Genomic DNA, 19,473 nt, shown 5'->3' with positions numbered 1-19,473 from the left:
TCCCCGCATATCGGGGTTTGCCGCCCGGCAGCCACGGTCAATCCATTCCGAGTGAGCTTTCCAGACATGCCTGAACTGCCGGAGGTCGAAACCGTCCGTCGTGGACTCCAGCCGATCATGGAAGGGGCGCATATCGATTCCGTCGAATTGCGGCGCCCGGATCTGCGGTTTCCTTTTCCCAGGGGGTTCGCCGAGCGGCTCCGGGGGCAGGAAATCATCGCGCTCGGGCGGCGGGCGAAGTATCTGCTGATCCATCTTGAGACCTCAGACGTGGTGCTCTGCCACCTCGGTATGTCGGGCTCATTCCGCATCGACCAGGACGACGAGGAGCAACAGGCACCTGGCGCGTTCCACCATCCGCGATCCAAGGCGGAGAAACACGACCACGCTGTGTTTCACCTGACTTCGGGCGACGGGCGGACCCTTCGAGTGGTCTATAACGACCCGCGCCGGTTCGGCTTCATGCTTCTGCACGATGAAGGCCCGCTGGACAGCCACCCCCTGCTGGCGACGCTTGGCATCGAGCCGACCGGAAACGCACTGGACGGAGCACTGCTTGCCGAGCGCCTGCGCGGGAAGCGCACACCGCTGAAAGCCGCATTGCTCGACCAGAGGGTGATCGCGGGTCTCGGTAACATCTATGTCTGCGAAGCATTGTGGCGCGCACGGCTTTCGCCGAAGCGCAGCGCCGATACAATCGTCGCCAGACGCGGAACCTCGGAGCGATGCGAGCGTCTGGCGACGTCGATCCGCGCCGTCATCGCAGAAGCAATCGCAGCCGGCGGCTCATCCCTGCGGGACTATGTAAAGGCGGATGGATCGCTTGGCTACTTCCAGCACGCCTTCAAGGTGTATGGCCGCGAGGGACACGCATGCGCTCATGACGAATGCAACGGCACCGTTCGCCGCATCGTGCAGGGCGGGCGGTCGACCTTTTATTGTCCGAACTGCCAGCGCTAGGGTCAGAACCTATTAATATGATCACAATGGCGTTCAATAGACCAAGAGATGCAAGGAAAAGCCCGCAGAGCGGGGTCCTTCCCCCGGTCAAGGGGTTTGACGCAGCAGGTCGCCGGTCTATCGAGCGTCTTTCGGATCGGCCTGATTTGCACGGCCTACTTTGTCGCAAGACCTTGAAAGACGTGAAGTCTTCCTGCGGTCCTGCTTCGCGTATCCGCACAAATCAGGCCGACCATTGCGACCATATTAACAGGTCCTGACCCTTGGGTCAGAACCTTACCCTGGCAATTCACATATAACGGAGAGGAAACCAGACCATGGCTTATGAGACGATCCTGGTGGAGACGCGGGAGCGCGTCGGGCTGATCACTCTGAACCGCCCCAAGGCGCTCAACGCACTGAACTCCCAGGTGCTCGAGGAAGTGGTAGGGGCGCTGGAGGCGTTCGACGAGAACCCACGGATCGGCGCCATCGTCATCACCGGATCGGAGAAGGCGTTCGCCGCCGGAGCCGACATCAAGGAGATGGCATCCAAGTCCTATGTGGACGCCTATATGGAAGACCTCTTCGCGGGCTGGGACGGGCTGACCCGCGTGCGCAAGCCGATCATCGCCGCCGTGGCAGGCTATGCGCTGGGCGGCGGCTGCGAACTGGCCATGATGTGCGATTTCATCATCGCCGCCGAGAATGCGAAATTCGGCCAGCCCGAGATCACGCTCGGTGTCATGCCGGGCATGGGCGGCTCGCAGCGACTGACCCGTTTCGTCGGTAAGTCAAAAGCCATGGACATGTGCCTGACGGGCCGCTTCATGGACGCCGGGGAAGCCGAACGCTCCGGCCTGGTATCGCGCGTCGTGCCACCCGGTGAGCTTATCGAGGAAGCCCTGAAGGCGGCCGATACCATTGCCGGCTTCTCCCTGCCGGCGGTGATGATGACCAAGGAGGCGGTCAACCGCTCCTACGAAACCACCCTTGCCGAAGGCCTGCGTTTCGAGCGCCGTGTGTTTCATGCGATGTTCGCTCTGGACGATCAGAAGGAGGGCATGGCCGCATTTACCGAGAAGCGGTCCGCCAACTTCAAAAATCGCTGATCGCGTGAGGTGCGATCAGGAGGGATAGGCGCCAATAGGCGTTGACGTTGCCCGAAAGCTCCACTATAAGCCGCCACGACTGTGGTGGCCCTGCGGCTGCCCTTTTTGTTTTGCGCCCGCGTGACACTGATCGCGGCAGGATTTGTAGAGACATAGAGAGGACACATGGCCAACACGACTTCGGCCAAGAAGGCGGTGCGCAAGATTGCTCGCCGTACTGCGGTTAACAAGAACCGTCGCTCGCGTGTGCGCAGCTTCGTTCGCAAGGTCGAAGAAGCACTGGCCACCGGCGACAAGGCAGCAGCGGAAAGCGCATTCAAGGCTGCTCAGCCAGAGCTGATGCGCGCCGCGGGCAAGGGTGTCCTGCATCGCAACACGGCGTCGCGGAAGGTCTCTCGCCTTGCGCAGCGCGTGAAGGCGCTCGGCGCCTGACGCTTTTTAGCAGACTTAGAGATGAACCCGGCTTTCCAGCCGGGTTTTTCTTTGCCTCTCAAAAGGCTGGCCTGCGACAACCCTGTGTTGTCACAGGCCAGCCTTTTGCGTTTGTGACCCTAAGTGTTTGAGAATCGTATTATTTTCGTCACATAAGCATCCCGTTAAATTTCGGCCAAACCGATATTCGCCTTTTATTTCATAGGGTTGTGAAAGTTTATCCACAGGTTACCCATGTCACGCTCAGCGGAAAATCAACGCTGAAATGTCAAGCTCTTTTTTAAGATTTTTTTTCGCAGCGCGCGTGAAGCGCGCGCATTTGGAAAAGGCTTTTGAATCCAAAAGGCTTATCCATCTGCCCCTTGGGCGATGCCGATTTTTGCGCTCCGCACAAGACCAGATTCGAGAAAAAAGCGGCAGCCCCGCCCTTGCCCTTTCCACAAGGATTTCGGTAATGTCAGGCCATCGAGAGGGCAGAAAAAAGCCCGATGACTTAAGCCCAAATCGGCACCCATTGCGACGCGGTTTTTTCTTCCGCGTGGGGTTTTTGCGCGCTCTCGAAACAAGCCTCGCCAGCTCGTTTGTCGGGGACCCAATGGAGACGCATTCGCGTCGAGACCAGACGAGCACGAGCTGCATGACCGCCGGCACAGAAAATCAACCGGTGATTGCATAAATCTGTTTCAACGGCGGCCATGCCGCTGTAGAGAGCCAAGGAGAGTTTTGGGGTCAGAGACCAGGCGGACCTACGATCATCATAAAAAGAACGGACCGGGCAGGGGCAGACAGCCTTGTGGCAAGGACCCGGCCGTTAAAAACACCACTCAAAACGACAGGGACACGAGGAATGCAAAGCGGCGCGGAAAGGGAAACGACGGGGGGATTTTCTTTTCAGGAGCAGATGTCTCAGCAGGAGGGCAAGGAGACAACAGAAGCAGGTAAGAGCGACAGCAAGGCGGGACCGTCCGAGGCGATTTTCGAGCGCGTAAAAACGCAGCTCCGTGCACGCCTGGGAAGCGAAGTTTATTCCAGCTGGTTCGGTCGCATGAAGCTGATGGAAGCCTCGAAGGGCTGCGTGCGGATCTCTGTGCCCACGGCTTTTCTGCGCTCCTGGATCAATGGTCACTATCTCGACCTCATCACCGAATTGTGGAAGCAGGAAGCACCCGACACTCTCAAGGTGGAGATTGTGGTGCGGACTGCCACGCGCAATGTGCGGGCAACGCAGGAAAACAAGCCGGCAGCCGCGCGCAAGGCTGCGAGCCGTCCGCAGACGGCCCTTGCCTCCGGCACGCTGGCCGGAGCACCGTCCGCACGCGCCAATCCGGCGAAATTGCCCGAGGCCGACGGGCGTTCGAACATTCTGGGCTCGCCGCTCGACAGCCGGTACACATTCGATTCCCTGATCGAGGGCGCCTCCAACCGCGTCGCCTGTGCCGCTGCGCGCACCGTGGCCGAATCGGACTCCAATGCGATCCGCTTCAACCCGCTCTTTCTTCATGCCTCAGTGGGGCTCGGAAAGACGCATATGCTGCAGGCGATTGCAGCCGAGTCGCTGCGCCGCAAGCCGCAGGCCCGTGTCGTCTATCTGACGGCGGAGTATTTCATGTGGCGTTTCGCCACCGCGATCCGCGACAACAATGCCCTGACCCTGAAAGAGCAGTTGCGCGACATCGACCTCCTGATCATTGACGACATGCAGTTTCTGCAGGGCAAATCCATCCAGAACGAGTTCTGCCACCTGCTCAACATGCTGCTCGACAGTGCGCGCCAGGTGGTGGTGGCGGCCGACCGCCCGCCCTCAGAGCTGGAATCGCTCGAGCCGCGCGTAAAGTCGCGCCTCAATGGCGGCGTCTCTCTCGAGATCGGCGCTCCGGATTTCGCCATGCGGCTCTCGATCCTGAAGCAGCGTCTGGCGAGCGCGCAGGCCGAAGACGGTTCGCTCGACATCCCAGAAGAAATTCTGGTGCATGTGGCGCGCTCGGTCACCGGCAGCGGCCGCGAACTGGAAGGCGCTTTCAACCAGCTTCTGTTCCGCCACTCCTTCGAGCCGCAGATCACCATCGACAGGATCGACGAAATCCTCGGCCATGTCTGCCGCGCCGGCGAACCGAAACGCGTGCGCATCGAGGACATCCAGCGCATTGTCGCGCGGCATTACAACGTGTCCAAGACGGAGCTGCTTTCGAACCGCCGCACACGCACCATCGTCAAGCCGCGCCAGGTGGCCATGTATCTTTCCAAGGTCATGACGCCGCGCTCCCTGCCGGAAATCGGCCGTCGTTTCGGCGGACGCGATCACACGACGGTGCTGCACGCGGTCCGCAAGATCGAGGGCCTGACCGACGGCGACAGGCAGCTCGCGCAGGAGATCGAGCTTCTGAAGCGCCTGATCAGCGATCAGGCCTGAGGCTGGCGGGGCCGCCGGAGCCCGTGACGGCAAGACGGCACCCGAAGCGATTTTGACAGACCGGCGGCGCGCCCGCCGGTCTTTTCTTATCTTCCGCGCTCCTGCCTCCCTGCGGGCAGTGCGTTTTCCCCAAAAACCGGAAGGAACCGGGGCGTAACGCCGTGAAAGGCTTGCGTTTCTTGTCGATTTCCTGTCATTTTGACGGAAATCGAAGCCTGTTCACGGCTGTCCTGAACATGCGCCATGTTTGCAGGGCTATTCTTCATTCAAGTGAGATTGATTGGTCATGCGTGTTATTCTCGAACGCTCCACCCTCCTGAAGTCACTGAACCATGTTCACCGCGTGGTGGAACGCCGCAACACCATTCCGATTCTCTCCAACGTGCTTCTCAGCGCGGATGGCGCAAGCCTGCAAATGAAGGCGACCGACCTCGACCTGGAAGTGACCGAGGCTGCGGGCGCGACCATCGAGCAGGCCGGCGCAACGACCGTTCCGGCGCATCTGCTCTACGACATCGTGCGCAAGCTGCCCGACGGTGCGGAGGTGATGCTGAAGACCGATGAGGACGGCAACGCCATGTCCGTGGTGGCCGGGCGCTCGAGCTTCCGTCTCCAGTGCCTGCCGCAGTCCGATTTTCCCGAGCTCTCGGCCGGCAATTTCTCCCATATCTTCCGGCTCGATTCGGCCGATCTGAAAGCTGATCGAGAAGACCCAGTTCGCCATCTCCACCGAGGAGACACGTTACTATCTGAACGGTATCTTCCTGCACACGATCGAGGCCGATGGCGGGCTGAAGCTGCGCTCGGTGGCGACCGACGGCCACCGTCTCGCACGCGCCGAGATGGAAGCGCCGGCGGGCTCTGAAGGCATGCCCGGCATCATCATCCCGCGCAAGACGGTCGGTGAACTACAGAAACTGGTCGACGATCCGGATGTGGCTGTTACGGTCGAGCTCTCGGACACAAAGATCCGCTTCACCATCGGCAGCGTCATTCTCACCTCGAAACTGATCGACGGGACTTTCCCCGACTATCAGCGCGTCATTCCGACCGGCAATGACAAGAAACTGGTGATCGACCGTCAGACCTTCGCCTCGGCCGTCGACCGCGTGTCGACGATCTCCTCGGAACGCGGACGGGCGGTGAAGCTCAGCATTGCCGAAGGACAGGTGACACTGACGGTGAACAACCCGGACTCGGGCTCGGCAACCGAAGAGCTTGCCGCCGACTACGAGGCAGACCCGATCGAGATCGGCTTCAACGCCCGCTACCTTCTGGACGTGGCGGCGCAGCTCTCGGGCAGTGAAGCGCGCTTCCTCCTGGCTGATGCAGGCTCACCCACGCTCGTGCAGGACGAAGGCGACGAAAGCACGCTCTACGTTCTGATGCCGATGCGCGTCTAGAGCGCGCCGGCATTGGCTCCCCCTTGGTCGACCAGACATCCGGCAGGCAGGCCGTAGCCCAGGTTCACGCTACCAGGCTGAGCCTTACCGACTTTCGAAATTATCATGCCCTGGCGCTCGATCTTTCGCCGGGGGCGGTGGTTTTGACCGGCGAAAACGGCGCAGGCAAGACGAACCTGCTCGAGGCCGTTTCCTTTCTCTCCCCGGGTCGCGGCCTGCGCCGCGCCACGCTTGACGATGTCGCGCGCGAAGGTGCCGGAACGGGCTTTGCCATCCATGCGAAGCTCGAAGGCCCGTTCGGCGAATGCGAGATCGGAACCGGCACTGCCGGCCTGCAGCCGGGAGCGGAAACGGGTGGACGCCGCCTGCGCATCAACGGCGAGAACGCACGGACAGCCGACGCCATGCTCGAGTGGGTGCGCGTCCTGTGGCTGACACCGGCCATGGATGCGCTCTTCACCGGTTCTGCCAGCGACCGCAGGCGCTTCCTCGACCGGCTCGTTCTCGCCATCGACCCGGCGCACGGCCGACGCGCCCTCGACTATGAGAAGGCGATGCGCGCGCGCAACCGGCTGCTTGCGGAAGACTCGCGCGATGGCGGCTGGTTCGACGCCATAGAAACGCAGATGGCCGAAACCGGCGTGGCGATTGCCGCCGCGCGTGCCGAGATGGTGCGCCTGCTCGCCGCGATGAACGAGCGTCTGCCCGAAGATGGTCCGTTTCCCACCGCCGGGATTGCGCTGGAGGGCACCATCGACCAAGCGATCGGACAGCACGCCGCCGTCGACGTGGAGGAGAAATTCCGCGCCGTTCTGTGCGACCAGCGGCCGCGTGACCGCGCCGCGGGGCGAACGCTGGAAGGTCCGCATCGCAGCGATCTTCTCGTGCGCCACGTGCCCAAGGACATGCCGGCGGCCCGCTGCTCCACCGGTGAGCAGAAGGCGCTTCTGGTGGGCCTGATCCTCGCGCATGCCCGGTTGACGGGCGAGCTTTCGGGAACCGCGCCGATCCTGCTTCTGGACGAGATTTCCGCGCATTTCGACCCGGATCGGCGGGCAGCGCTCTTTTCGATCCTTGAAGAGCTGAATTGTCAGGCCTTCATGACCGGTACGGAGGCGAGCCTGTTCTCGGCCATCGAAGGCCGCGCGCAGTTTTTATCCGTATCTGCCGGCGCGATCCACGAACAACGCTGACACGCTTCCTCCCGCTGGATAAGATCGCCCCATGGCCGAGACAACGACATTCCCCGCCGCACTTTCCGACACCGAGCTGGAGCGCTATGCCCGCCATATCGTTCTGCCGGAAATCGGTGGAGCCGGGCAGCAAAAACTGAAGAAGGCGCGTGTTCTGGTGATCGGCGCCGGGGGGCTCGGCGCGCCGGTGCTTTGTTACCTTGCGGCCGCCGGCATCGGCACGCTGGGCGTGATTGACGACGACACGGTTTCGCTCTCCAACCTGCAGAGACAGGTTATCCATGACACGGACAGTGTCGGCATGGAGAAGGTCGAGAGCGCCAGGGCAAGCATTGCCCGCATCAACCCGCATGTGACGGTCGAGACGCATCCTATCCGGCTTGATGCGGAGAACGCTGCCGGGATCATCGCCACCTACGACATGGTGGTGGACGGATCGGACAATTTCGACACCCGCTACCTGCTGGCCGACACCTGTGAGGCGGTGGAACGGCCGCTCGTGACGGCAGCTGTCGGGCGCTTCGACGGATCGCTCACCGTGCTCAAACCGTTCGAACGCGATGCCGATGCAATCTCATGCCGGGCTATCGTGACCTCTTTCCCGAGCCGCCGCCGGCGGGGCTTGTGCCCAGCTGCGCGGAAGCCGGCATTGTCGGCGCTCTGACCGGCGTGATGGGCACGCTGGAGGCCATGGAGGTCGTGAAGCTGGTGACGGGTATCGGTGAACCGCTCACCGGTCGCCTGCTGCTTTACGATGCGCTGGCGGCCCGTTTTGAAACCGTTAAATACCGGCGGCGCACCGGCTGAGGGCGTTTTTCCTGCGGGTGGGAACGGGCTTTGCTCGCTCCGTGACCTGTTGCATTGACGGTGTGCGTGGTTCGACAAGCTCACCATGAGGGGTAGTTGTGTCTGGCAGAAAACCGTTCTTCAGAGGCGCTGATGGCGCGCCTTGGCAGCGACATTGTCCCTCCATGCAGCCCATTGCCATCCCTCATGGTGAGCTTGCCGAACCACGCACAACGCCACTGCCACGAGATCGCATGCGCAAAGCGATCAGACGTTCCTGGGCAGGACGCGGTCCGGCGGACGGTGGCCGTCGAAGAGGGTGCGGATGTTGATGATCACCTTCTCGCCCATGTCGATGCGGCCCTCGATGGTGGCCGATCCCATATGCGGCAGAATGACGATCTTGTTTTTCTGAGCGAGTTTCAGGAGTTTTGGATTGACGGAGGGCTCGTGCTCGAACACGTCGAGCCCCGCACCCGCAAGCTTGCCTTCCTCGATGAGGCGGATCAGCGCATCCTCATCCACCACATCACCGCGAGCTGTGTTCACGACATAGGCGCGGGGTTGCATGAGCTCGAGCCGCCGCGCAGACAGTAGATGGAAAGTGGCCGGCGTCGACGGGCAATTGACGGAGATGATGTCCATGCGGGCGAGCATCTGGTCGAGGCTGTCCCAGTAGGTTGCCTCCAGTTCGTCCTCGATGGCCGGCAAAACACGCTGGCGGTTGTGATAGTGGATCGACAGGCCAAAGGCCTTGGCGCGGCGCGCGACGGCCGTGCCCACGCGGCCCATGCCGACAATGCCGAGGCGCTTGCCCCAGATGCGGTGCCCCAGCATCCATGTGGGCGACCATCCGCCCCACTCGCCACCGCTGCGCAAAAGCTCCGCACCTTCCGTCAGACGGCGCGGCACTGCGAGCATGAGCGCCATGGTCATGTCGGCGGTGTCTTCGTTGAGCACGTTGGGCGTGTTGGTGACAGTGATGCCTTTCCTGGCCGCTGCTGCGACGTCGATATTGTCGACGCCATTGCCGAAATTGGCGATGAGCTTCAGACGCTCGCCGGCCTGGGCAATGAGCGCGGCATCGATTCGATCCGTGATCGTGGGAACAAGAACGTCAGCTTCCTTGACCGCAGCCACGAGCTCGGGCTGCGTCATGCGCTTGTCGTCGAGATTGAGGCGCGCGTCGAACAGCTCGCGCATGCGCGTTTCGACCTGGTCCGGCAGCTTGCGGGTGATGACGACGAGAGGCTTCTTCCTGACGGTCATACGGTCTCCAAAATAACGCCCTGTTGATACCTCTTTAACCAAGATGCACGACACTGCAATGCCGAGCCGGGTTGTCTTCTGTCTATCAAGCAGGGGGCGCCAAGACAAAGAAAAAGGGTGGAAGCGCTCGTTCCGCCAGAACAAGGGTTACCGGGAGTTTGTAATGCCGGCCAACGCGCCATTCCGTTCAATGTTTGCAGCCCTCGCCGTCGCCGTTCTGGTTGCGACACCCATGACGACGCAGGCGCAGGCAAACACCGAACAGAACGTAAAGGTCGGGCCAAGCGGTCTCCCCCTGCCACGTTTCGTCAGTCTCAAATCAAGCCGCGTGAACATGCGCATCGGCCCGGGACTCAACTACGCAGTGAACTGGATGTATCTGAAATCCGGTCTGCCGATGGAGATCATCCAGGAATATGACAACTGGCGGCGCGTGCGCGATGCCGAGGGAGCGGAAGGCTGGATCAATCAGGCGCTTCTTTCGGGACGCCGTACCGGTATCGCCGCGCCATGGTTCAAGGGCAAGGAGGCCGATATCGACCTCAGGGCCGACCCGCGCGACGATGCGCGGCTCGTCGCCCGCGTCGAACCCGGCGCCATCGGCTCGATCAAGGCATGCAATGGCGACTGGTGCGAAATGGACTTCGCCGGCCATTCGGGCTGGGTGAACCAGTCACTGATCTGGGGAGCCTATCCGGGAGAGAGCGTAAAAGACTGACGGTGAAGCGCGCTTCAGTGGCGCTTGCGGCGCAGCCTGACAACGATATCGACATTGGCGATTTCCGTTCCTTCCGGCGGCTCCGGAAGGTTTCGGACCTCGACGCCACCTGAGGGGATGTCGAAAACCTTCTCATCTTCTTCGAAGAAGAAATGATGGTGATCCGACACATTGGTGTCGAAATAGGTGCGGGCACCCTCCACCTGGACGATGCGCAGCATGCCGGCATCCGTGAACTGATGCAGCGTGTTGTAGACAGTGGCCAGCGAAACGGAGAAGCTGCATTCTGAGCTTCTTCATGCAGCGCTTCAGCAGAAACGTGACGATCACCGGCGGCGAACAGGAGATCTGCGAGCGCGACACGCTGGCGCGTGGGGCGCAGGCCCGCACTCCTCAAACGCTCTTCGAGCGAAATCTTCTGGCCTTCATTCGAGATCGACAATGAAACCGCCCGTCTTTCCTGTTATCCGAACCTTCGACCCATCCCGAGGCTCTCGCTGCAGTTATTCCTTCCTGACATATATTCGCTCCATTCAACACGATCAATAGCGGCAGTTTTCCGGGGGCAGCCACACGCGGCATGGCAAATTCCCACAACGGCGGTTTCCAGCGAGAAACAAGCTGTGATAGGGAGTTCGGACAACGAAAAGAACGGTTCCGGCGCGACCGGGACCACCGACGGGATGGCTATTGATGGCGCAAACGAAAAACAGCTACGATTACGAAGACCTTCTGGCCTGCGCGCAGGGCGACCTTTTCGGTCCCGGCAATGCGCAATTGCCGGCTCCGCCCATGCTGATGTTCGATCGCATCACCGACATTCAGGAGGAAGGCGGGGAGTTCGGCAAGGGCTATGTCCGTGCCGAATTCGACATCAAGCCTGACCACTGGTTCTTCCCGTGCCATTTTCCCGGTAACCCGATCATGCCGGGCTGCCTTGGCCTCGATGCGCTCTGGCAGCTCACCGGTTTCTATCTCGGCTGGCTCGGCCTGCCGGGCAAGGGCATGGCCCTTTCGACCGGCGAAGTGAAATTCAAGGGCATGGTTACGCCGGAGACAAAGCTCGTCGAATACGGCGTCGACTTCAAGCGTGTCATGAAGGGCCGCCTGGTTCTCGGCACCGCCGATGGATGGCTGAAGGCTGACGGCGAGCAGATTTACACCGCCACGGATCTTCGTGTCGGGCTGGCCAAGCAGGAAGCCTGAGTTTCAACCATTGACTGGCGGCCGTGTGCAGCGGCCCAAGGAGAGTATCATGAGACGCGTCGTCGTTACCGGCCTCGGCATCGTTTCCTCGATTGGCAACAACGCAGACGAGGTAACCGCCTCGCTGCACGATGCGAAATCGGGCATTTCGTTCTCGGAAGATTTTGCCGAGCACGGCTTCCGTTGTCAGGTATGGGGCGCACCGACGCTCGACCCGGCCGAGGTCGTCGACCGTCGCGCCATGCGCTTCCTCTCGAAGGGCGGTGCGTGGAACCATGTGGCCATGGAGCAGGCGATTGCCGACTCGGGCCTCGAGGAAGGTGACATCACCAACGAGCGCACCGGCATCATCATGGGTTCGGGCGGTCCGTCCACCCGCACCATCTTTGAAGCCGCGCAGACGACCATAGAAAAGGGCTCGCCCAAGCGCATCGGGCCGTTCGCAGTGCCCAAGGCCATGTCTTCCACGGCTTCGGCGACGCTTGCCACCTGGTTCAAAATCCATGGTGTGAACTACTCGATCTCGTCGGCCTGCTCGACCTCCGCGCACTGTATCGGCAATGCGGCTGAATTGATCCAGTGGGGCAAGCAGGACATCATGTTCGCCGGCGGCCATGAGGATCTCGACTGGACCATGTCAAACCTCTTCGACGCCATGGGCGCGATGTCTTCCAAGCACAACGACACGCCGGCCACCGCTTCGCGCGCCTATGACGCGACACGTGACGGCTTCGTCATCGCCGGCGGCGCTGGCGTTCTGGTTCTGGAAGAACTGGAGCACGCCAAGCGCGCGGCGCGAAGATCTATGCCGAGCTGACCGGCTATGGCGCAACCTCCGACGGTTTCGACATGGTTGCGCCTTCGGGTGAAGGCGCGGTGCGCTGCATGAAGCAGGCGCTCTCCACGGTGACCGGCGATGTCGACTACGTCAACACGCATGGCACTGCGACGCCGGTGGGCGATTCCCGCGAGATCGACGCCATCCGCCAAGCGTTCGGCGATAAGATGCCGCACATTGCGTCAACCAAGTCGCTGACGGGCCACTCGCTCGGTGGCGCGGGTGCGCAGGAATCGATCTACTCGATCCTGATGATGCAGGCCGGCTTTATCGGCGAGAGCGCACACATCACCGAACTCGACCCCGAATTCGAGGGTGCGCCGATCGTGCGCAAACGCATCGACAACGCCAAGATCGATACAGTCCTGTCGAACTCGTTCGGGTTCGGCGGCACCAACGCCACGCTTGTTTTCCAGCGTTACGCAGGTTGAGATAAGGGTCCATGGACGGTTTGATGAAAGGGAAGCGCGGCCTCATCATGGGGGTCGCCAACGATCACTCGATTGCCTGGGGCATCGCCAGGAAGCTGGCCGAGCAGGGCGCGGAGCTGGCGTTCACCTATCAGGGCGATGCGTTTGGCCGGCGCGTGAAGCCGCTGGCCGAAAAGGTGAACTCGAACCTGCTCTTCCCCTGCGATGTGGAAGACAGCGCCTCCATCAATGCCGTGTTCGACGGGCTGAAAGAGGAATGGGGCTCGCTGGACTTCATCGTCCATGCGATCGGCTTTTCCGACCGCAACGAGCTGAAGGGCCTCTACGCCAACACCACGCGTGAGAACTTCGTGCGCACCATGGTGATCTCCTGCTACTCCTTCACGGAAGTCGCCCGCAAGGCGGCGGAGATGATGGACAATGGCGGGCAGATGCTGACGCTGACCTATGCCGGCTCCACACGCGTCATGCCCAATTACAACGTGATGGGCGTGGCCAAGGCCGGCCTTGAGGCGAGCGTGCGGTATCTGGCAAGCGATTACGGCCCGCGCAACATCCGCGTCAACGCGATCTCCGCCGGTCCTGTGCGCACGCTGGCCGGCGCCGGCATCTCGGACGCGCGCTATATGTTCTCCTACCAGCAGCGCAACGCGCCGCTCAGGCGGACCGTGGTGATCGACGAGATCGGCGGCTCGGCGCTCTATCTGCTTTCCGATCTTTCGTCCGGCGTGACGGGCGAAATCCACTATGTGGATTCCGGCTACAACACCGTTTCCATGCCCACCATGGAAGAGCTGAAGCGCATCAGCGCCGCCACCGGCGACGACTGAACCGGATCAGATCGGCCCGCTACTTGCGGGCCCACAAAACCTTGAACACCGTATCGCGGCGCAGCTCACCCTGTGCCGCGAAATGCTTCTGGAGGCCCTCTTCATAGGGGAGCTGCCTGTTGGCGACAAGGAAAAGCCGCCCGCGCGGCTTGAGCGCCTTTGCCGCCGCCGCGATCATCGCGTGGCCCATATCGGGCTCCGCAGCCCGGCTGCGATGGAATGGCGGGTTCATCAGGATCACGTCATAGCGCTCGTTCACCGGCTCTCCCAGAAGGTCCTGCCAGAAGAAGCGCGCCGGCATCTGCGGCGCTCTTGCCGCCATGTTGCGCCGGGCCGCCTCCAGCGAGGCGTGATGCGCCTCGTAAAGATCGATACTCTTCACGCCCGGTGCACGCTCGGAAGCTGCTACAGAAAGATAGCCCCAGCCGGCCGCGAAATCGGCAACTGCGCCTGACAGATTGTCCGGCAGGCACTCCACGAGAAGCGCCGAGCCCGGATCGATGCCGTCATCGGAGAAGCCACCGGCTGCAGTGATATAGCCGTCTGCCACACTTTCCGGTGCATCCAGCGCAGCCAAAACCGTTTCGATCGCATCCGGGCGACGCAGCCAGAAAACGACGCCGTGATGCTTGGAGGCATGATCTTCGAGGTCGAGAAGCTCGACCATGCGCCTGCGCACACTGCCACCGCCGTCCTTTTTGGCGCAGGCTGCTGCAATCCGGGCACCGGGCCGGGTTCGTTTCAACGCCTCAACGAGACGCTGCTCGTTCTCACGCCGGTGTCGGCCAAGCAGGACGAGCGCAAGGTCATAGCCCTCGCCTTCCGGTTCGGGGGTGACGGACAAGCCCGCCCGCTGGAGCGCAAGATAATCAGGCCGATAACCCTGCACGGCAGCCATGTCTCCGGCGAAGTCGGCTGGAAGATGAAGCGCTCCCGGTGCGCCAAGGAAAAGCACACGCTCCCCCCCGCCCGGCGGATCGATCAGCCCGCGCTCGAATGGAAACAGAAGGGTGGCAAGCGGCGTGTCGTTCATCTTGGGTTCCGGATGCGAAAACGGGCGCGGCCATGAAGCGCGCGCCCGCTTGTCAGTCAGAAGGGAAGCGGGATCAGCCTTCGGCGTCCTCGGCCTCTTCCTTCTTCTTCTTTTCCTGCACGATCTCCTTGCCCGTCTCCTGGTCGACGACCTTCATGGAGAGGCGCACCTTGCCGCGCTCATCGAAGCCCATCAGCTTCACGAACACCTTGTCGCCTTCCTTGACGACGTCGGTGGTCTTGCCAACGCGCTCCTGCGCGAGCTGCGAGATGTGCACCAGACCGTCGCGCGGACCGAAGAAGTTCACGAATGCGCCGAAGTCGGCGGTCTTGACGACCGTGCCTTCGTAGATCTCGCCCACTTCCGGCTCTGCGTGATGGAGTGGATCCACTTCTTCGCTGCCTCGATTTCCTTGGCGTTGGAAGAAGCGATTTTCACCGTGCCGTCGTCCTCGATGTTGATCTTGGCGCCGGTCTTCTCGACGATCTCGCGGATCACCTTGCCGCCGGAACCGATCACGTCGCGGATCTTGTCGGTCGGGATCTGCATGACCTCGATGCGCGGAGCAACTCGCCCAGCTCACCACGGCTCTCGGAAAGGGCCTTGGCCATCTCGCCGAGAATGTGCAGACGGCCGTCCTTTGCCTGGTCGAGGGCAATCTGCATGATCTCCTCGGTGATGCCGTCGATCTTGATGTCCATCTGGAGCGAGGTGATGCCCTCATCCGTGCCGGCGACCTTGAAGTCCATGTCGCCGAGGTGATCTTCGTCACCCAGGATGTCGGAGAGAACGGCGAAGCGCTCGTCTTCCTTGATCAGGCCCATGGCGATGCCTGCAACCGGCTTTGCCAGCGGTACGCCGGCGTCCATGAGGGCCAGAGAGGTGCCGCAAACGGTCGCCATGGAGGACGAACCGTTGGACTCGGTGACTTCGGAGACAACGCGCAGCGTGTAGGGGAACTGGTCGGCGCCCGGCAGCATCGGGTGGATGGCGCGCCATGCGAGCTTGCCATGGCCGATTTCACGACGGCCGGGCGAACCCATGCGGCCCGTCTCGCCCACGGAGTAGGGCGGGAAGTTGTAGTGCAGAAGGAAGGCCTCCTTGTAGGTACCGGTGAGCGAGTCAATGAACTGCTCGTCCTCGCCGGTGCCCAGCGTGGCGACCACGAGAGCCTGCGTCTCACCACGGGTGAAGAGCGCGGAACCGTGCGTGCGGGGCAGAAGGCCTGCCTCGGCCACGATCGGGCGGACCGTCTTGAGGTCGCGTCCGTCGATGCGACCGCCGGTGTCGAGGATGTTCCAGCGAACGATCTTGCCCTGCAGGCTCTTGAAGACCGTGTTGACCTGCTCGGCCGACCACTTGGTCTCTTCTTCGCCTTCCGGCAGGAGCGTCTCTTTCACCTTCGCCTTGGCGGCGTCAACGGCGTCGTAACGCTTCTGCTTGTCGGTGATCTTGTAAGCTTCGCGCAGATCGTTCTCGACAATCTTGAGCATCTCGCCTTCGAGCTCGGAGAGGTCCGGCGGCGTGAAGTCGCGGGGTTCCTTGGCCGCAACTTCAGCGAGCTTGATGATCGCGTCGATGACCGGCTGGAAGCCCTTGTGGCCGAACATGACGGCGCCGAGCATGACGTCCTCGGGGAGCTGCTGGGCTTCCGATTCAACCATCAGGACGGCATCGCCTGTACCGGCGACGACGAGGTCGAGCTTTGTCTCTTCCATCTCGTCGACATGCGGGTTGAGGATGTACTCACCGCCGACATAGCCAACGCGTGCGGCACCGATGGGGCCCATGAAGGGAACACCGGAGAGGGTGAGCGCGGCGGAAACGGCAACCATGGCGACGATGTCCGGATCGTTCTCCAGATCGTGCTGCAGCACCGTGGCGATGACCTGGGTGTCGTTCTTGTAGCCATCGACGAAGAGCGGGCGGATCGGACGGTCGATCAGACGGGAGACCAGCGTCTCCTTCTCGCTCGGACGGCCTTCGCGCTTGAAGTAGCCGCCCGGGATTTTGCCGGCGGCAAAGGTCTTTTCCTGGTAGTTGACGGTCAGCGGGAAGAAGTCGAAGCCCGCCTTCGGCTCTTTCGCGGAAACGACGGTTGCGAGAACAACGGTCTCGCCATAGGTGGCGAGCACTGCGCCGTCTGCCTGACGGGCAATCTTGCCGGTTTCAAGGGTAAGCGGACGCCCACCCCATTCGATCTCAACTTTGTGGTCTTTAAACATATCTTGTCCTTTTGTGCCGAAGGGCGCGCCAGCATCTGGCGGCGTTTTCCCTTCGGGCTCGCTTCGTTTTTCGGACGAGCCACGGGCAAGACAACGGGAGGCTCGTTTCCCGGCCGTCGCGGCCGCAAGCATCCTGCAATCCTGCCCCATGACCTGTCCATTGGGGCCCCGGCTATCCGGCTTTTCAGGCGCGGGACGGCGGCAAGACCGCTGTCACAATCACTCCTGGCCGGAGCCGTCGGGCACACGATATACCGCATACCCAAATAAGACCGGCGGACACCCGTTGGTATCCGCCGGCCAAATCAGCTTAGCGCCGCAGTCCGAGCTTCTCGATCAGCGTCTTGTAGCGGCCTTCGTCCTTCTTTTTCAGATAGTCCAGAAGACGGCGACGCTGGGAGACGAGCTTCAGGAGACCACGACGGGAGTGGTTGTCCTTCTTGTGGTCCTTGAAGTGCTCGGTGAGGTTCTTGATCCGCTCGGTCAGAATAGCGACCTGGACTTCCGGAGAACCGGTATCGCCCTGGGCGGTGGCAAATTCTTTCAGCAAATCCTGTTTACGCTCTGCAGTAACCGACATCGGTTTCCTTTCTCAAATTTAGGGAAAAGGGACGCCCTCAGCCGGGATGTCGTCCAGCCGGGGCCATGTAACAATGCGCATTCAAGGCGCAATGATGGCTGGCATATATGCGAAATCGCATAGGATTACCAGCCCAAACATTGACAGTGCCATTGTCCTCAATCGACTTCATCTGTCGGGGAAGGATTTTGCAGCGAGTCCGGCACCAGCCTGTCGACCGGAATCCTGAACACGCATTCCAGCCCGTCACGATGAAAAACACGCGATATCTCGGCATCAAGCGTGCCGCCGACCATCCGCTCGATGATCTCCGTTCCGAACCCGCGGCGGCGCACATTGCGGCGGCGCCCTTTCGAAACATGCTCCCGCCAGGTCAAGATGAGAATGTCATCCTTGACCTTCCAGGAAATTTCGAGCCTGCCGGTGCTGGTGGAAAACGCGCCGTACTTGGAAGCATTGGTTGCAAGTTCATGGACCGCGAGGCCGACCGTCTGCGCAGGCTGGTTGGCGAGCCGGAATTTCGGACCGGTCATTTTCAGGCGTTCGGCGCTATCGGGCCGGAAAGGGTCGACCTGTGCCGCCAGCAATTCACGCAGCTCCACACCGGCAGCGCCACCCGCAATCAAAAGGTCGGTCGAGCGCGCCAGCCCGTGCAGGCGTTTCTGGAAAGCATCCTGAAATCCGGCGAATGTGCGGGAACTACGCGCGGTCTGCTTGGCCATGGAGGACACCACGGTCAACTGGTTCTTGGAACGGTGCGCAACCTCACGCATGAGAAGGCGGATTTCGTTTTCCGCCTGCTCCCGATCAAGCGCAGCCTCTGCCAAGGCCGAGGATACTGTGGCCACTTCCGCAATCGGATACTCAATCGCATGAACGGGTTCGCCGGCGCCGAGCCGCCGCGCATCGCGCGCCAGCCGGCGCACGGGACCAGCTATCTGTCGCCCAAGCAACCAGGCCGCGAACGCCCCGATGGCGATGACGAGCAGTCCTCCGGCCAGCAGCATACGCAACGAATGGCGCATCGGCTCTTCTATGGTTTTGGTCGAAGCCCACACCACCGCCTTCCACCCGCTGACGCCTGATTCACCGACGATTGCCGTGTAGGTGCCTCCCTCACGCCCTTCCGCCGGTTCGGCTTCATGTTGAATGCCCGTTCCGTCCAAATTCAGAAAAAACGTCTTTCCGACATCGGAGGACATGAAAGACGAGGCCACCACGATGTTGTTCTTGTCGACCACCGAGCATTCCAGCCACCGCGAAGCATCTGCTGAGACAGCACATCCACAAGCGTGTCCGCGTTTCGTGTCATCACCAGGATGCGTGGGGGGCCGTTCTCGGGGAAGTACGGCTTCACAACCTTGAAGCTCCACTTGCCGTGCAGTTTTCCAAAGAACACACCCGAGGTGATGGTTACCCCTCCCTTCAACGCCGCCCGGGCCGTCTCCGGTTCATTTAGGGGCGTCAGGGGTTCACCAAAGGGCACGCCGGTATTGATCAGCAGCCTGTAGTTTTCATCCAGCACGCGCAGATACGAGCCGCTGCCGGCAAGAGCCAGCCTCGCACGGTCGTAAAAGTCCTTCAGGTCGCCACTGGCAAGGGAGGGGGTTGTCGAAAGCACGCGCAGCGTGGTCGACATGCCGCTCAGTTCGCGGTCGACGGCCTCGGCGATCGAGCCGGCCATAGCCTCGGCGAGCGTGCTTACGACCTCGCGCTGCGCCTCGTTGTTGCGCTGAAGCAGAACGACCGAAACGCCGATGGCGGGGATGATGGTCACCGCGATCAGCAAAAACAGAAAAAAGCCGATGGGTTTCGGGCCTGATGCGAAAGCCCTTATGCGCTCTGACCACGTTTCCGAAGGCGCACTGTCTTTCGCCTGCATTCAATGCCCGTCCCAATGATCGTTTCGGTACATAATGCACGAAACGCCCGAGGGTTGCCTCGTTGATCACATGAAATCAACCGGCAACGTATTTTACATGGCGAAAACACGCTTGGGCTTGAACATGCCCGCCTCAACCGCACCAAGCGCCACCAGACGGCCACGCGCGCTGGCCCAGGCCTCCGA

Annotated in this window: 15 protein-coding genes and 4 pseudogenes; 12 read left to right on the top strand and 7 right to left on the bottom strand. The window is 61.5% G+C overall.

What is annotated here, in order from left to right:
- Positions 1-66: 66 nt before the first annotated feature.
- The 8 genes and pseudogenes from mutM to JCM21793_RS31530 all read left to right on the top strand — a co-directional run bounded on the left by mutM (position 67) and on the right by JCM21793_RS31530 (position 8,296).
- Positions 67-960, top strand: coding sequence for a bifunctional DNA-formamidopyrimidine glycosylase/DNA-(apurinic or apyrimidinic site) lyase (mutM, locus tag JCM21793_RS14860; RefSeq protein ID WP_025030870.1), 894 nt, complete (start codon positions 67-69; stop codon positions 958-960).
- Between the two features lie 317 nt (positions 961-1,277).
- A complete protein-coding gene (locus JCM21793_RS14855; RefSeq protein ID WP_025030869.1) occupies positions 1,278-2,051 on the top strand; it encodes an enoyl-CoA hydratase in 774 nt (257 codons plus the stop codon).
- Positions 2,052-2,216: 165 nt separating this feature from the next.
- Positions 2,217-2,483, top strand: a complete 267-nt coding sequence (gene rpsT, locus JCM21793_RS14850; protein ID WP_007010565.1) for a 30S ribosomal protein S20 — start codon at positions 2,217-2,219, stop codon at positions 2,481-2,483.
- A gap of 973 nt (positions 2,484-3,456) precedes the next feature.
- Complete coding sequence (gene dnaA, locus JCM21793_RS14840; RefSeq protein ID WP_040665473.1) at positions 3,457-4,893, top strand: chromosomal replication initiator protein DnaA; 1,437 nt, start codon at positions 3,457-3,459, stop codon at positions 4,891-4,893.
- Between the two features lie 286 nt (positions 4,894-5,179).
- Positions 5,180-6,296: pseudogene (gene dnaN / locus JCM21793_RS26210) on the top strand (DNA polymerase III subunit beta).
- A 23-nt stretch (positions 6,297-6,319) separates the two neighbouring features.
- On the top strand, positions 6,320-7,489 hold the full coding sequence (gene recF / locus JCM21793_RS14830; protein WP_007010194.1) for a DNA replication/repair protein RecF: 1,170 nt from the start codon (positions 6,320-6,322) through the stop codon (positions 7,487-7,489).
- Positions 7,490-7,520: 31 nt separating this feature from the next.
- The gene (locus JCM21793_RS26205) at positions 7,521-8,153 is read left to right on the top strand and encodes a ThiF family adenylyltransferase (protein WP_370671655.1); all 633 of its coding nucleotides are present in this window, start codon (positions 7,521-7,523) and stop codon (positions 8,151-8,153) included.
- Positions 8,114-8,296, top strand: coding sequence for a ThiF family adenylyltransferase (locus JCM21793_RS31530; RefSeq protein WP_370671654.1), 183 nt, complete (start codon positions 8,114-8,116; stop codon positions 8,294-8,296). The genes JCM21793_RS26205 and JCM21793_RS31530 overlap by 40 nt, the downstream gene beginning before the upstream one ends.
- A gap of 246 nt (positions 8,297-8,542) precedes the next feature.
- Here JCM21793_RS31530 and JCM21793_RS14820 read toward each other — a convergent pair whose 3' ends face one another.
- Entirely contained in the window at positions 8,543-9,544 is a 1,002-nt protein-coding gene (locus JCM21793_RS14820) for a 2-hydroxyacid dehydrogenase (RefSeq protein WP_007010192.1), read from the bottom strand.
- 163 nt (positions 9,545-9,707) lie between these two features.
- Between JCM21793_RS14820 and JCM21793_RS14815 the strand changes: the two genes are divergently transcribed.
- Positions 9,708-10,262, top strand: coding sequence for an SH3 domain-containing protein (locus JCM21793_RS14815; RefSeq protein ID WP_007010191.1), 555 nt, complete (start codon positions 9,708-9,710; stop codon positions 10,260-10,262).
- Positions 10,263-10,276: 14 nt separating this feature from the next.
- Here JCM21793_RS14815 and irrA read toward each other — a convergent pair.
- A pseudogene (irrA, locus tag JCM21793_RS26200) lies at positions 10,277-10,704 on the bottom strand (iron response transcriptional regulator IrrA).
- Between the two features lie 251 nt (positions 10,705-10,955).
- Between irrA and fabA the strand changes: the two are divergent.
- The 3 genes and pseudogenes from fabA (at position 10,956) to fabI (ending at position 13,567) form a co-directional block, all read left to right on the top strand.
- Positions 10,956-11,468: a 3-hydroxyacyl-[acyl-carrier-protein] dehydratase FabA gene (gene fabA, locus JCM21793_RS14805; protein ID WP_007010189.1), complete on the top strand. Its 513-nt coding sequence runs from the start codon at positions 10,956-10,958 to the stop codon at positions 11,466-11,468.
- Between the two features lie 49 nt (positions 11,469-11,517).
- Positions 11,518-12,737, top strand: a pseudogene (gene fabB / locus JCM21793_RS26195) (beta-ketoacyl-ACP synthase I).
- 11 nt (positions 12,738-12,748) lie between these two features.
- The gene (gene fabI / locus JCM21793_RS14795; protein WP_007010187.1) at positions 12,749-13,567 is read left to right on the top strand and encodes an enoyl-ACP reductase FabI; all 819 of its coding nucleotides are present in this window, start codon (positions 12,749-12,751) and stop codon (positions 13,565-13,567) included.
- Between the two features lie 19 nt (positions 13,568-13,586).
- Here fabI and JCM21793_RS14790 read toward each other — a convergent pair whose 3' ends face one another.
- The 5 genes and pseudogenes from JCM21793_RS14790 to JCM21793_RS30410 form a co-directional block, all read right to left on the bottom strand.
- Complete coding sequence (locus tag JCM21793_RS14790; protein WP_025030867.1) at positions 13,587-14,600, bottom strand: class I SAM-dependent methyltransferase; 1,014 nt, start codon at positions 14,598-14,600, stop codon at positions 13,587-13,589.
- Positions 14,601-14,673: 73 nt separating this feature from the next.
- Positions 14,674-16,825: pseudogene (gene pnp / locus JCM21793_RS26190) on the bottom strand (polyribonucleotide nucleotidyltransferase).
- A 310-nt stretch (positions 16,826-17,135) separates the two neighbouring features.
- Positions 17,136-17,405: a 30S ribosomal protein S15 gene (gene rpsO, locus JCM21793_RS14780; RefSeq protein ID WP_007010185.1), complete on the bottom strand. Its 270-nt coding sequence runs from the start codon at positions 17,403-17,405 to the stop codon at positions 17,136-17,138.
- 158 nt (positions 17,406-17,563) lie between these two features.
- Positions 17,564-18,646, bottom strand: a complete 1,083-nt coding sequence (locus JCM21793_RS30415; protein WP_244439779.1) for a sensor histidine kinase — start codon at positions 18,644-18,646, stop codon at positions 17,564-17,566.
- On the bottom strand, positions 18,574-19,287 hold the full coding sequence (locus JCM21793_RS30410; RefSeq protein WP_244439778.1) for a hypothetical protein: 714 nt from the start codon (positions 19,285-19,287) through the stop codon (positions 18,574-18,576). The genes JCM21793_RS30415 and JCM21793_RS30410 overlap by 73 nt, the downstream gene beginning before the upstream one ends.
- Positions 19,288-19,473: the final 186 nt, after the last annotated feature.

This window comes from Nitratireductor aquibiodomus NL21 = JCM 21793 (assembly GCF_000615975.1).
GTDB lineage: Bacteria > Pseudomonadota > Alphaproteobacteria > Rhizobiales > Rhizobiaceae > Nitratireductor > Nitratireductor aquibiodomus.
Note: the sequence above shows the minus strand (reverse complement) of the source record. Positions and strands in the feature narration are given on the sequence as shown.